The organism is Paraburkholderia bengalensis (assembly GCF_037126505.1).
Taxonomy (GTDB): Bacteria; Pseudomonadota; Gammaproteobacteria; order Burkholderiales; family Burkholderiaceae; genus Paraburkholderia; species Paraburkholderia bengalensis.
In genome coordinates, this window is sequence record NZ_JACFYJ010000151.1 from 1 (window position 1) to 13,569 (window position 13,569).

The 13,569-nt window shown below is 65.1% G+C and carries 13 protein-coding genes; 4 read left to right on the plus strand and 9 right to left on the minus strand.

All coding sequences use genetic code 11. From position 1 onward, the window contains the following. Positions 1-239 precede the first annotated feature (239 nt). The 7 genes from H3V53_RS40385 to H3V53_RS40415 all read right to left on the minus strand — a co-directional run bounded on the left by H3V53_RS40385 (position 240) and on the right by H3V53_RS40415 (position 6,368). Positions 240-1,025: a DODA-type extradiol aromatic ring-opening family dioxygenase gene (locus H3V53_RS40385; protein WP_336602598.1), complete on the minus strand. Its 786-nt coding sequence runs from the start codon at positions 1,023-1,025 to the stop codon at positions 240-242. Between the two features lie 135 nt (positions 1,026-1,160). Further along, the gene (locus H3V53_RS40390; RefSeq protein WP_336602599.1) at positions 1,161-1,760 is read right to left on the minus strand and encodes a UbiX family flavin prenyltransferase; all 600 of its coding nucleotides are present in this window, start codon (positions 1,758-1,760) and stop codon (positions 1,161-1,163) included. Between the two features lie 19 nt (positions 1,761-1,779). After that, a complete protein-coding gene (grxD, locus tag H3V53_RS40395) occupies positions 1,780-2,091 on the minus strand; it encodes a Grx4 family monothiol glutaredoxin (protein WP_054918684.1) in 312 nt (103 codons plus the stop codon). A 104-nt stretch (positions 2,092-2,195) separates the two neighbouring features. Further along, complete coding sequence (gene prmC / locus H3V53_RS40400; protein WP_336602600.1) at positions 2,196-3,041, minus strand: peptide chain release factor N(5)-glutamine methyltransferase; 846 nt, start codon at positions 3,039-3,041, stop codon at positions 2,196-2,198. Positions 3,042-3,051: 10 nt separating this feature from the next. Then, positions 3,052-4,134, minus strand: coding sequence for a peptide chain release factor 1 (gene prfA, locus H3V53_RS40405; protein ID WP_336602601.1), 1,083 nt, complete (start codon positions 4,132-4,134; stop codon positions 3,052-3,054). A gap of 141 nt (positions 4,135-4,275) precedes the next feature. Then, entirely contained in the window at positions 4,276-5,565 is a 1,290-nt protein-coding gene (hemA, locus tag H3V53_RS40410; RefSeq protein ID WP_336602602.1) for a glutamyl-tRNA reductase, read from the minus strand. Between the two features lie 56 nt (positions 5,566-5,621). Next, positions 5,622-6,368 (minus strand): response regulator transcription factor, encoded by a 747-nt coding sequence (locus tag H3V53_RS40415; protein WP_336602603.1) that lies wholly within the window; start codon positions 6,366-6,368, stop codon positions 5,622-5,624. Between the two features lie 190 nt (positions 6,369-6,558). On the opposite strand from H3V53_RS40415, the gene H3V53_RS40420 reads away from it, so the two are divergent. The 4 genes from H3V53_RS40420 (at position 6,559) to H3V53_RS40435 (ending at position 9,955) form a co-directional block, all read left to right on the plus strand. Continuing rightward, the gene (locus tag H3V53_RS40420) at positions 6,559-6,813 is read left to right on the plus strand and encodes a hypothetical protein (protein ID WP_336602604.1); all 255 of its coding nucleotides are present in this window, start codon (positions 6,559-6,561) and stop codon (positions 6,811-6,813) included. Positions 6,814-6,832: 19 nt separating this feature from the next. Further along, a complete protein-coding gene (locus H3V53_RS40425) occupies positions 6,833-8,647 on the plus strand; it encodes an aminopeptidase P family protein (RefSeq protein ID WP_336602605.1) in 1,815 nt (604 codons plus the stop codon). Between the two features lie 136 nt (positions 8,648-8,783). Continuing rightward, entirely contained in the window at positions 8,784-9,335 is a 552-nt protein-coding gene (locus H3V53_RS40430; protein ID WP_336602606.1) for an isochorismatase family protein, read from the plus strand. Then, entirely contained in the window at positions 9,332-9,955 is a 624-nt protein-coding gene (locus H3V53_RS40435; protein ID WP_336602607.1) for an HAD family hydrolase, read from the plus strand. Before H3V53_RS40430 ends, H3V53_RS40435 begins: the two co-directional genes overlap by 4 nt. Before the next feature lie 26 nt (positions 9,956-9,981). On the opposite strand, the gene H3V53_RS40440 is transcribed toward H3V53_RS40435, so the two are convergent. Together H3V53_RS40440 and ettA are read right to left on the minus strand one after the other, a co-directional pair. Then, positions 9,982-11,148 (minus strand): DUF748 domain-containing protein, encoded by a 1,167-nt coding sequence (locus H3V53_RS40440; protein ID WP_336602608.1) that lies wholly within the window; start codon positions 11,146-11,148, stop codon positions 9,982-9,984. A gap of 207 nt (positions 11,149-11,355) precedes the next feature. Next, entirely contained in the window at positions 11,356-13,023 is a 1,668-nt protein-coding gene (ettA, locus tag H3V53_RS40445) for an energy-dependent translational throttle protein EttA (RefSeq protein WP_336602609.1), read from the minus strand. Positions 13,024-13,569: the final 546 nt, after the last annotated feature.

Here is a 13,569-nt window from a genome sequence, read left to right on the forward strand (position 1 = left end):
TTCGGCGGCCTGGGTGTGCTGCCGTACGGGTGGGACATGCTGGTGGTGATCGTGTTCTCGCTGGTTTTCTATTACTGGGGCGTGCATACGGGCTATCGCACCGAGTATCTGAACGAGCGCGAGTCGCAGGACGAAATTCTGGAAGGCATCGGCGCCTGATCTCCCGCTCTTCCACATGAAAAAGCCCGCCAACATTGGCGGGCTTTTTTTCTGCCGCGACGTGCTCGCCGCGAGCGCGCTTACGCGTTGCCGAACACGTAGTTCGTCATTGCGAGCGAGCGCTGGAACGTGCCGAGCGACTGAATGGCCAGCGTGTAGTCGTCCTGCGCAGCGCCCAGCGCGGCGAAGACGGGCAACAGATGCTCGTCGGTCGGATGCATGAACTCGGCATACGGCGCCTGGCGGCGGTAGTCGAGCAATGCATCGATGTCGCGTTCGGCCAGACGCGCTTCGAACCAGCCGGTGAATTCGGTGACACGCGGATCGGCGTCTGCGGGCCGCGCCGAAAAATCGGCCTCGCGCAGGTTGTGCGTGATCTGCCCCGAACCGACGATCATCACGCCTTCATCCTGCAGCGGACGCAGCGCGCGTCCCACGCGGAAATGATGCGCGGGATCGAGCCGCGGCTGGATCGACAACTGCGCGACGGGCACCTCGGCATGCGGAAACATCAGCAGCAAGGGCACCCACGCGCCGTGATCGAGGCCGTGCGGCTGGGTCGCCGTCGGGATGCCTTGCTCGCCGAGCAGCGCTGCCGCGCGCCGCGCGACGTCGGGCGCGCCGGGCGCCGGGTATTGGATCTCGTAAAGCTGGCGCGGAAAGCCGTAGAAATCATGAATCGTCTCGGGCGCCTCCGACGTGCTCGCCGCGGGCTGCTGCGTGCCCCAATGCGCGGACAGCATCAGGATCGCCTTCGGGCGCGGCACGTCGGCCGACAGTGAAGCGAATGCTTCGCGCGGCATCGACGGGTCGATCGGCAAGGTGGGCGCGCCGTGCGACAGGAACAGGGATGGCAAGCGGGTCATGGCGGTGCGGGCCGGACGACGGCCGGAAAGGTTGCGTTGAATCAAATATAAGGCCGCACTGCCGTTTGATAAACGGTCAAACGGGGATTTGATTGCCTCTCGCGAGTTGCGAATCGGCGGGGTGAGCGCCGCGTCTTATTGCGACGGGGCGTTGAGTCCCGGCCACGCAGGCGCGAGCGCCGGACCCAGCGCGAAAAGATCGAGCACCCGCGCGACGGTATCGTCGACTATCTGGTCGATTGTCGCGGGCTGGTTGTAGAAGGCGGGCAGCGGCGGAAAGATGATGCCGCCCATTTCGGTGACAGCCGTCATGTTGCGCAGGTGCGCGAGATTGAACGGCGTTTCGCGGACCATCAGCACGAGCCGTCGGCGCTCCTTGAGCGTGACATCGGCGGCGCGCGTGATGAGGTTGTCGGAGAAGCCGTGCGCGACGCTCGCGAGTGTTTTCATCGAACACGGCGCGACGATCATGCCGTCCGTCGCGAACGATCCCGACGCGATGCTCGCGCCGACGTCGCGCACCGGATGGACGACATCCGCGAGGGAATGCACGTCTTCGCGCGACAGTTTGAGTTCGTGCTGGATATTGAGCCACCCGGCGCTGGAGATCAGCAGATGGCTTTCGACGCCGCCGAGCGTGCGCAGCGTCTGGAGCAGCCGCACGCCGTAGATGGCGCCCGTCGCTCCCGTGATGCCGATGATGAGACGGCGAGGCGCCGCAGCGCGTGTGTCCATGACGTGCGGCGCCTGTGGATCAGGCGGCGGCGAACAGTTGCTGCAGTTCGCCCGATTGATACATCTCCATCATGATGTCCGAGCCGCCGACGAACTCGCCGTTGACGTAAAGCTGCGGAATGGTCGGCCAGTTCGAAAATTCCTTGATGCCCTGGCGCACGGCGTCGTCTTCGAGAACGTTGACCGTCTTGAACTGATCGACGCCGCAGGCCTTCAGGATCTGCACCGCGCGGCCCGAGAAGCCGCACATCGGGAATTGCGCGTTGCCTTTCATGAAGAGCACGACGGGGTTTTCGTCGACGATTTGCTTGATGCGTTGTTGCGTGTCCATGACTGACCTTGCGGTTCCGGTATGTGTAAGGGATAGAGACAAATGATAGCGGATTTCGCTCACGCCGGCCGACGGCTGGACGGCGGCGCGCTTGCGTGCGGACGTCAGCCGGGCCAGCGCCCGCCGCTGATGCGTTCGATGCCGGCGAGATCGCCCTCTGAGCGCACGTCGACGAAACCTTGCGCGGCGAGGGTCGCGCGCACCGCTTCGGCCTGATCGTAGCCGTGCTCCATCCACAGCACGCCGTTTGCGAGGAGCCGCGACGGCGCGCCCGCGACGATCGCGCGGATGGCCGAAAGACCATCGGCTTCGTCGGTGAGCGCGCCGCGCGGCTCGAACCGCAGATCGCCTTGCGACAGATGCGGATCGCCGCTCGCGATATACGGCGGGTTGCTGACGATCACGTCGAATGCGAGCGCCGGGTCGAGTGCGCCGTACCAGTCGCCTTGCGCAAACTGCACGTCGCCGCCCGGACGCTTCGGTTCGAGCAGCTTGACTGCGTTGCGCGCGGCAACGGCCAGTGCTTCAGCCGACCGGTCGACGGCCCACACGCGTGCGTCCGGCCGCGACCATGCAATCGACACGGCAATCGCGCCCGTGCCTGTGCCGAGATCGAGCACGCGCGGCTTCATGGCGCGGCCCTCGAGCGCCTGCACGGCCGTTTCGACAAGCAACTCGGTTTCCGGCCGCGGAATCAGCACGTCGCGCGTGACTTCGAAATCGAGACCGAAGAACTCACGCGATCCGATCAGCTGCGCGACGGGTTCGCCGGCCGCGCGCCGCGATTCGAGTTCGCGAAAGGCGGTCACCTGCGCGGAATCGAGCGGCGAGTCGGCGCGTGTGATCAGTTCCGTGCGCCGCCAGCCTAGCGCGTGACCCAGCAGGATGCGCGCTTCGAGCGCGGGCAGCGGCGAGGCGCGCAGCAGCGTGGCGACGGTATCGGCGGCCATATTCGCGCCCTCAGTCCGCGTCGCCGAGCGACGCGAGCAGTTCCGCCTGATGCTCGGACACGAGCGCCGCGATCAGCTCGTCGAGATCGCCTTCCATGATCGATTCGAGGCGGTAGAGCGTGAGGTTGATGCGGTGATCGGTGAGACGGCCTTGCGGGAAGTTGTAGGTGCGAATGCGCTCCGAACGGTCGCCCGAGCCGATCAGGCTCTTGCGCGTCGCGGCTTCCTTCGCGTGCTGCTCGTGGTACTGCTTGTCCTTGATGCGCGCGGCGAGCACTTTCAGCGCGCGGTCCTTGTTCTTGTGCTGCGAGCGGTCGTCCTGACATTCGACGACGATGCCCGTCGGCAGGTGCGTGACGCGCACGGCCGAATCCGTCTTGTTGATGTGCTGGCCGCCCGCGCCGGACGCGCGGAAGGTGTCGATACGCAGATCGGCGGGATTGATCTCGACTTCGCCGATTTCGTCCGCTTCCGGCATCACGGCCACCGTGCACGCGGACGTGTGGATGCGGCCCTGCGTTTCCGTCGCGGGCACCCGCTGCACGCGATGACCGCCCGACTCGAACTTGAGCTTCGAATACGCGGCATCGCCCGCAATCCGCACGATCACTTCCTTGTAGCCGCCCAGATCCGACTCGCTCGCCGACATCATCTCGACCTGCCAGCGGTTGCGTTCCGCGTAGCGCAGATACATGCGCAGCAGGTCGCCCGCGAACAGTGCCGATTCGTCGCCGCCCGTGCCCGCGCGGATTTCGAGGAAGATGTTGCGGTCGTCGTTCGGGTCTTTCGGCAGCAGCATCTTCTGCAGCTCGCTTTCGAGCGTTTCCATGCGCTCGCGCGACGCGCGGATTTCCTCTTCCGCGAAGTCTTTCATCGATGCATCCGACAGCAGTTCCTGCGCCGTCGCCGCGTCGTTCATCGACTGCCGCCACAAACCGTAATGCTCGACGACGGGCTGCAGTTCGGCATGCTCGCGCGTGAGCTTGCGGTATTGATCGATGTTCGACGTGACGTCGGCGCGGCTCAACAGGTCGTTCAGTTCGGCCAGCCGGGTGGTCAGCTGATCGAGCTTGGCTTGCATGCTCGTTTTCATTGGGGCGGTCGGAGCGGGGTCCGGAAAGAACGGCTGGATTCGGGGAATCGGCTGAAACTCGGGACGAAAGCCCGGATGCTACGAAAGAAGCAGCGCGCTGGCCTGGTCGGTAGCCCTGGCAGCGCCGCGGCAGGAGCGCCGCTAACGCTCCGAAGAAGAGTGAGCGTGCTTGTAGAAGCCGCCCATCAGTTCGATCAGTTGATCGCGATTCTCGCTGCTCGCACGGTTGAGCGCGTGCGTCGGACCGTGGATCAGCTTGTTGGTGAGCGCCTGCGACAGCGCTTCGAGTACGGCGGCCGGGTCGTCGCCGCGCGCGAGCATCTTCTGCGCTTTCTCGACTTCCGCGCGGCGCAGCGTGTCGGCCTGCGTGTGCATGTGGCGGATGACGGGCACGATGCTGCGCGCGTCGAGCCACTGCATGAAGTTCTGCACGCGCGTTTCGATGATCGTCTCGGCCTGCGCGACGGCTGCCTGCCGCGACGCATTGCCTTCGCGCACGATCGCGCCGAGATCGTCGACGGTGTACAGGAACACGTCTTCGAGCTGACCGACTTCCGGTTCGATGTCGCGAGGCACGGCGAGATCGACCATGAAAATGGGGCGGTGACGACGCGCTTTCACCGCGCGCTCGACGGCGCCAAGCCCGATGATTGGGAGCGTGGAAGCCGTGCACGACACGATGATGTCGAACTCGTGCATGCGCGTGGGCAGTTCGGACAGCGGAATCGCGCGGCCATTGAAGCGGTCGGCGAGGCGCTCGCCGCGCTCGGCCGTACGGTTCGCGACCACCAGCTCGCGCGGCTGCTGCGCGGCGAAGTGCGTCGCGCACAGCTCGATCATTTCGCCCGCGCCGATGAACAGCACGCGCTGGTTCGACACCTTGTCGAAAATCCGCTGCGCGAGGCGCACGGCGGCCGCGGCCATCGAGACCGATTGCGCCCCGATTTCCGTCGTGGTCCGCACTTCCTTGGCGACGGCGAAGGTGCGCTGGAACAGCTGGTTCAGATACGTGCCGAGCGCGCCGGCCTCGGAAGCCGTGCGCACCGCGTCCTTCATCTGCCCGACGATCTGCGTTTCGCCCAGCACCATTGAATCCAGGCCCGACGCCACGCGAAACGCGTGGCGAACGGCTTCCGACTGCGGCAGCGCGTAGACGTGCGGCGCGAGTTCGTCGTTGGGGATGTTGTGGTACTTCGACAGCCAGTGGATGGCGGCTTCGCGCGCCGCGTGGTCGTCGGTGGCGCAGTACAGCTCGGTGCGGTTGCAGGTGGACAGGATGGCCGCTTCGGGCGCCGTGCGGGCGGTGCGGCCAAGGAAGATGTCTTTGAACGTCGACAGCGCCGGCTTGATCTGTTCGAGCGGAAACGCCACGCGTTCGCGCAGGGCGACGGGCGCGGTGTGGTGGTTGATTCCGATCGTTAGCAGTTGCACGGGGACGCTACGGCGATTTTGGCGCGACGTATTGGGGGCTATGGTTAGGCCCAATATTATAGCGTTTCCACGATTCTTTCATTGAGGCCGGCTTTATCCGCGCTATCCGGCTTTTCGATGGGAATCTGGTCCAGCCGGTAGCCATAGCCGTACAGCGGCATCAGCGTGTAGCCGAATTCCGGGCGCAATTCGAGCTTGGTGCGGATGCGCGATGCGTGGGTGTCGAGCGTGCGCGACCGAACGTCGCGGCGACGCGACCACACCGTTTCCAGGATGTGCGCGCGCGACACGGGCCGCGACATGTTGGTGAACAGCAGCAACGCGAACTGCAGTTCTTTGGGCGTCAGCGTCACGTTCTGCCCCCGAAAACTGACAATTGCCCGGCCTGAGTCGAAGGCATATTCGCCGAACATCTCGCGCACGTGGTTGCGAGGTCGGCGGATGCCGGCGCGGCGCATCAGCGCGTCAATCCGCGCGAGCGTTTCGGGACCGCGCACGGGCTTCGACAGGCAATCGTCAGCGCCCGCCTGTAGCATCGCGACGAGTTCGCTTTCGCGCGGTGTGGTCATCAGCACGACGACGGGCAAGCCCGGCAACACCCGGCGCACGCGGGGGATGACGTCTTCAGCGGCGGCGTCACCGCAAAACGCGTCGGTGACGAGCAGATCGAAGAACACATTTTCCGCGCTCGCAACAAACGGCGCGCTGGCGCGGAAGTGGTGACAGGCGTGTCCGCCGGCAAGCAACAGCCGGCTGACGATTTCCGCATGCCGGAGGTCGGGCTCGATAAGGGCGATTCGCATGGGCGGACGGGGGCGAGATGCAGCGATCTGGCACAGAAGGCTTTCAGCTTGCTTAACCTTACCCCGGCCCCTAAACTCAACCGCTACGCAGAAGCCGTGCTGACCTTCAAGTGAATGAGAAAAAAATGCTAGCCATTGCTAAAACAGCTGCCCATCAGAACAGTCTTAAATTAATGGATGGTGCGCGCTGATGGGCTGGCCTGGACTGATCGTGCTTGGCGCCGTCGTCGGTGCTGTCAGCTGGTGGCTGCATCCGTTGCGGCGCGCAAGCCGCGTCTCGCTGTGGATTGCGCTGCTCGTCGGCGTCGCGGGCGCCGTCATTGCGCATATGGCCGGCAACGTGACCCAACTTTTCCACGACGGTGACACGCTCGAATGGCCGGTTTGCACGGCTATCGCGCTGGTGGCTGTTGCCGTGACGGTCGGCTTGTTCTCCCGTCGATGAATTCTTGCAGGTGAAACCGATGAACGTACGACTCCCCGAAACCGCGTCGATCCCCGAGCGCATCGCGCAGTTGCGCAGCGCCATGAAGCACGAAGGGCTCGCCGCCTGGCTGGTGCCGTCCGCCGATCCGCATCTGTCCGAATATCTGCCCGGCCGCTGGCAAGGGCGCGAATGGCTGTCGGGCTTCACGGGCTCGGTCGGCACGCTGGTCGTGACGGCCGATTTCGCCGGTTTGTGGGTCGACAGCCGCTACTGGGTCCAGGCGGAAACGCAATTGGCGGGCACGGGCATTCAGCTGATGAAGATGTTCGGCGGCCAGCAGACGGCGCCGCACATCGACTGGCTGGCGCACAACGTGCCGGCGGGCGCGACGGTCGGCGTCGACGGCGCGGTGCTGGGCGTGGCCGCGGCGCGCGCGCTGGGTGACGCGCTGCAGGCGCGCGGCGTCAAGCTGCGCACCGACCTCGATCTGCTCGACAGCGTGTGGCCGCAGCGTCCGCCGCTGCCGACGGGCACCGTCTACGAGCACGTCGCGCCGCACGCGAGCGTGCCGCGCGCCGAAAAGCTCGATCAGATCCGTCGCGCGATGCAGGAAAAGGGCGCGCAATGGCACTTCATTTCGACGCTCGACGACCTTGCGTGGCTGCTCAACCTGCGGGGCGCCGACGTGAATTACAACCCGGTGTTCGTCGCGCACGCGCTGATCGGGCTGGAGCGCGCGTCGCTGTTCGTTGTCGACGGCAAGGTGCCCGCCGGGCTCGCCGAATCGCTCGCGCGCGACGGCATTCGCGTCGAGGCTTACGCGAACGCGGCCGATGCCCTCGCCGCGCTGCCCAGCGGCCAGACGCTGCTGATCGATCCGCGCCGCATCACGTTCGGCCTGCTGCAATCGGTGCCGGCTTCGGTGGCGATCGTCGAGTCGGTGAATCCGTCCACGTTCTTCAAGTCGCGCAAGACGGAAGCCGAAGCCGCGCACGTGCGCGCGACGATGGAGCAGGACGGAGCGGCGCTCGCCGAGTTCTTCGCGTGGTTCGAAGGCGCGCTTGGCCGCGAGACGATCACCGAACTGACCGTCGACGAGAAGCTGACGGCCGCGCGCGCGCGTCGGCCGGGCTTTGTCACGCTCAGTTTCGCGACGATCGCCGGCTTCAACGCGAACGGCGCGATGCCGCACTACCGCGCGACGCCCGCCTCGCATTCCACTATCGAAGGCAACGGTTTGCTGCTGATCGACTCGGGCGGCCAGTATGTGAGCGGCACGACGGACATCACGCGCGTCGTCCCGATCGGCACTATCACGGACGAACATCGCCGCGATTTCACGACGGTGCTCAAGGGCACGATGGCGCTGTCGCGCGCGAAGTTTCCGCGCGGCATCCGTTCGCCGATGCTCGATGCCATCGCGCGCGCGCCGATCTGGGAAGTGGGCGCGGACTACGGCCACGGCACGGGTCACGGCGTCGGCTATTTCCTGAACGTGCACGAAGGCCCGCAGGTGATTTCGCACTACGCGCCCGCCGAGGCGTGGACGGCGATGGAAGAGGGCATGATCACGTCGATCGAGCCGGGTATTTACCGGCCGGGCAAGTGGGGCATCCGCATCGAGAATCTGGTGCTGAACCGCGCGGCCGAAAAGACCGAATTCGGCGATTTCCTCGAGTTCGAAACGCTGACGCTGTGCCCGATCGATACGCGCTGCGTCGCGCTGAACCTGCTGCGCGACGACGAGCGCGCGTGGCTCAACGCCTATCACGAGATGGTGCGCGTGCGCGTGTCGCCGCATGTGTCGGGCGACGCGAAGGCGTGGCTGGAGACTCGCACGCAAGCTGTCTGAAGCGTCGGAAGCGTCGGAAGCGTTAGAGGGCGCGTCGTGCGGTTCATGCCGCCGCCGCGCCATGCGCCTCGCTCACGCTGCGGCGCGCTTCGGCAGAACCGCACCGCAGGCACCTTCAACGCACAACGAGGCTCGCATGTCCCGTGTCGCCGTCATCGTGATCGACGTACAGCAGATGTTTTTCAGCGGGCCGTCGTCCGCGTATCGCGGCGGCGAAGTGATCGACGGCATCAACCGGCTCACATCGGCCGCGCGCGGCGCGAACGCGCCTGTCATTTTCGTGCAGCACGAGAGCGACGCCGACGGGCCGCTTGCGCGCGGCAGCGACGCGTGGCAGCTGCCCGCCGCGCTCAAGCGCGAGCAAACGGACGCATCGATCTACAAGCGCGTCGGCGATTCGTTCGAGAACACGCCGCTGCGCGAACAGCTCCAGCAAAACGACATCGATAGCGTGCTGATATGCGGCTATGCCTCGGAGTTTTGCGTCAACGCGACGGCACGCCGCGCCGAGCTGCTCGGCCTGCGCACCACAATCGTTTCCGACCTGCACACGACGCAGGACAAGCTGCACCTCGCCGCCGACAAGATCGTCGAGCATCAGAATTTCGTCTGGGCAAACTCGTCGATGTCGGGCAAGCGCGTCCAGGTGCGTCCCCTCGCTGACATCCTGCAAACGGAGTTCGCATGAGCATCAAGGCAGTCGTATTCGATTTCGGCGGCGTGCTGATCGACTGGAGCCCGCAGTATCTGTATCGCGAGCTGATTCCCGACGAGGAAGAGCGCCGCTGGTTTCTGTCGAACGTCTGCACGATGGATTGGGTGGTCCGCCAGGACGGCGGCCAGCCGATCGCGGAGGGCACGGCGGAACTGGTGGCGAAATTTCCCGAGCACGAAACGCTGATTCGCGCGTTCTACGAGCGCTGGCACCACATGGTGGCGGGCGTGCTGGAAGACGGCGTCAGCATTGTCGAGAAACTTGAAGCCGCGAATGTGCCGCTCTTCGGCCTGACGAACTGGTCCCACGAGACCTTTCCGTATGCGTGGGAGCATTACCCGGTGCTGCGGCGTTTCCGGGACATCGTCGTGTCGGGCCGCGTGAAGATGGTCAAGCCCGATCCGGCCATCTTCACCGAGATGCTGCGCCGTATCCGCGCGAATCTGCCCGGCATCGAGGCGCACGAGCTGGTTTTCATCGACGACAACCTGAAAAACGCGGATGCCGCCACGCAGCTTGGCTGGCACGGCGTTCATCACACGAACGCCGCGCAGACGGAGGGAAAGCTGCGCGAACTCGGCTTGCCGATCTGAGCGTCAGGCGGCGCGCGGGCGCTACGTCATTGCCCGAGCAGATTCTTCAGCGCGTTGCCGAGCCCTTTCACCGTTTCACCCGCGCCTTTCGCGACGCCTTCGGCGCTCACGCCCAGCGACTTCGCGAAGTTCGCGCGCAGTTCCGTCATCACGCTTTCGTTGAGCTTGAATTTCGGGTCGCGCAAGTTGCCGTCGATCGTGAAATGCAGTGTGATGTCGTCGCCGTGCCGCTTCAGTGCCGCCACGGCGGCGCGCGTTGGAATTTGCATGAAGGTGTCGAGCGGATCGTCCGTTTCTGCCAGTTGCAGATGATGCAGCGTGACCGAGCCGGGCGCGTGGATGTGGTAGCTCGTCACCGTCGCGCGCAGGTTCAGATCGAGCGTGCCGCCTTTCACCTGCGCCTTCGCGCCGGCCTTTTTCAGCAGATACGGATCGAGCATCGCGACATCGACGCCGCGCAGCGTCGTAGTGGTCTGCGAATCCTTGCTGGCGATTCTCATCCAGCCGTCGAAGCTCACCTGGCCCGTGTGCGCCGGACCCTTGATCGCGCCTTTGGCGGAGAGCCCGGTCGGTTCGGTGAGGTCGGGCAAGTGGATGTGATCGACGCTCGCGCTGGCGTCGCTGACGGTCACCTTGTACGGCGGCTTGCTGATCGACTCGTCGTAGAAAACGAACCGGCCGCTTTCAAAGGCGATGTGATCGATGAGCTTTTCAGCGGGCAGCGGGGGCTTGTCACTTGCACCAGCGCTGGCAGGAGCGCTCGCGGCAGCGCTTGCACCAGCGCTCGCCGCGCCGTTTGTGTGGCTCACCGATTGACGCAGCTTCGGCAGCAGTTCCAGCTGGCCGCTCGCGGTGCGCACCAGCGCGAGATCGAAGCCGCGCACCACCACGTTGCGCAGATGCACGCGCTGCTGCAGCAGATCGCGGATATCGGGCGTGATGACGATTTCGTCGGCGGTGAGGGCGTCGGGCGTCGGCCAGTCCTGCGGCGCCGTGAGCCGCACGCGATGCAGCGTGATCGCCGACAAGCCCACGTCGATGCTTTGCGCCATGCCGAGCGGCGCGAGCGCGCTGGCGACGCGCTCCTTCACTTCGTGTTGCACGAAATACAACCCGCCGAGCGCAATCGCGACGAGCAGCACGATCATGGCTGCGATGGCCAACACGACACGCTTGCCCACCGACATCGCCATGCTGCCTCCTCGTGCTTGCGCTGGCCGTAGTTCGGGTCATGTGCTGCGGATTTGCGGGGCGCGATGCAGGCCGCGGGTACCTGCGTCTGAAACCGGGTCGAACCGGCTGCAATCCCGCGAAGGCAAGGGAGCAACTCTTATGCCGTCCGCATCGAACCGCGCGAAGCGGTCCGGCTGCGGACGGCGATACAACGGAACTGCGGACGCTTAACGGCTGATCGGCTTGTAGCGCAGACGCTTCGGACGCGCGGCTTCTTCGCCGAGGCGCGCGCGCTTGTCCGCTTCGTACTCCTGGTAGTTGCCGTTGAAGAACGTCACTTGCGAATCGCCTTCGAACGCGAGGATGTGCGTCGCGATCCGGTCGAGGAACCAGCGATCGTGCGAAATCACCATCACCGAGCCGGCGAATTCGAGCAGGGCGTCTTCGAGTGCGCGCAGCGTTTCGACGTCGAGGTCGTTCGACGGCTCATCGAGCAGCAGCACGTTGCCGCCCGCGATCAGCGTCTTGGCCAGATGCAGACGGCCGCGCTCGCCGCCCGACAGATTGCCGACGATCTTCTGCTGATCGCCGCCCTTGAAGTTGAAGCGGCCGATATACGCGCGCGACGGCGTCTCGTACCTGCCGACGGTGAGCACGTCGGCGCCGCCGGAAATCGCTTCGAACACCGTCTTCGAGCCGTCGAGCGCATCGCGGCTCTGATCGACGTAAGCCAGCTTGACGGTCGGCCCTTGCACGATTTCGCCCGAATCCGGCTGTTCCTTGCCCGTGAGCATGCGGAACAGCGTCGATTTGCCGGCGCCGTTCGGCCCGATGATGCCGACGATCGCGCCCGCCGGAATCTTGAAGCTCAGGTCGTCGATCAGCAGACGGTCGCCATACGACTTGCTGACGTTCCTGAACTCGATCACTTCATTGCCGAGGCGGTCGCCGACGGGAATGAAGATTTCCTGCGTTTCGTTGCGCTTCTGGTACTCCTGGCTGTTCAGCTCCTCGAAGCGCGCGATACGCGCCTTCGATTTCGCCTGACGGCCCTTCGGGTTCTGGCGCACCCATTCCAGTTCCTTCTTGATCGCCTTCTGGCGCGCGGATTCGCTCGCTTCTTCCTGCTTCAGGCGGTCTTCCTTCTGGTCGAGCCAGCTGCTGTAGTTCCCCTTCCACGGAATGCCGTGGCCGCGGTCGAGTTCGAGAATCCACTCGGCGGCGTTATCGAGGAAGTAGCGGTCGTGCGTCACGGCGACGACGGTGCCCGGGAAGCGCGTCAGGAACTGCTCCAGCCATTCGACGGATTCGGCGTCGAGGTGGTTGGTGGGTTCGTCGAGCAGCAGCATGTCGGGCTTCTCGAGCAGCAGCTTGCACAGCGCGACGCGGCGCTTTTCGCCGCCCGACAGATGCTCGATTTTCGCGTCCCACGGCGGCAGGCGCAGGGCGTCGGCGGCGACTTCGAGCTGCTGCTCGGGACTGCCGCCGTCCGACGTGGCGAGGATCGCTTCGTACTTCGCCTGTTCGGCGGCGAGCGCGTCGAAGTCGGCGTCCGGCTCGGCGTACGCGGCGTAGATTTCATCGAGTTTCTTTTGCGCCTGGAACACGTCGCCGAGGCCTTCCTCGACGGCTTCGCGCACGGTCTTTTGCGGATCGAGTTGCGGCTCCTGCGGCAGATAACCGATGTTCAGGTTCGGCATCGGCGTGGCTTCGCCTTCGATGTCCTTGTCGACGCCGGCCATGATTCGGATCAGCGTGGACTTGCCCGAGCCGTTCAGGCCGAGCAGGCCGATTTTCGCGCCGGGGAAGAACGACAGCGAGATGTCTTTCAGGATTTGACGCTTGGGCGGCACGATTTTGCCGACCCGGTTCATGGTGAAGACGTATTGGGCCATTTGCTTGAGAGTTTGGGGTTGCAGTTTGGCAGCGTCCGGGCGCTGCGGGCCGGTTTTGGCGCGCGCCTCGGGGCAGAGACGGTATTGTACTTCTTGTGTCTGCGACGCTTTTTGTAGGGGGTGGGGGTTGCCTTTGCCTTTGCCTTGCGCCAGGCGGGCTTTTTGGGCTGGTATTGCGTTTGCGGTGTTTGATTGATGTGTTTGCCCTTTGCGTGGGCATCCGCGTGGCGCGTGCTGGACGCGGGCGTTGCCGGTGTAGGTTTGCCCTTTGCGCGGGCATCCGCGTTGCGCCCGCGCGGCGCGGGCATCCGCGTTGCGCCCGCGCGGCGCGGGCGTTGCCGGTGTAGGTTTGCCCTTTGCGCGGGCATCCGCGTTGCGCCTACGCGGCGCGGGCGTTGCCCCTGTGCGGGGCGGCACCTACTTTTCTTTGCAGCGGCAAAGAAAAGTAGGCAAAAGAAAGCCGCTCACACCGCCAGCCCGTGTCGTTTCCCACGGGCCCTCAACGTCCCCACACTTCACACGGCAACGCGCCGGTCTGTGCGCGTT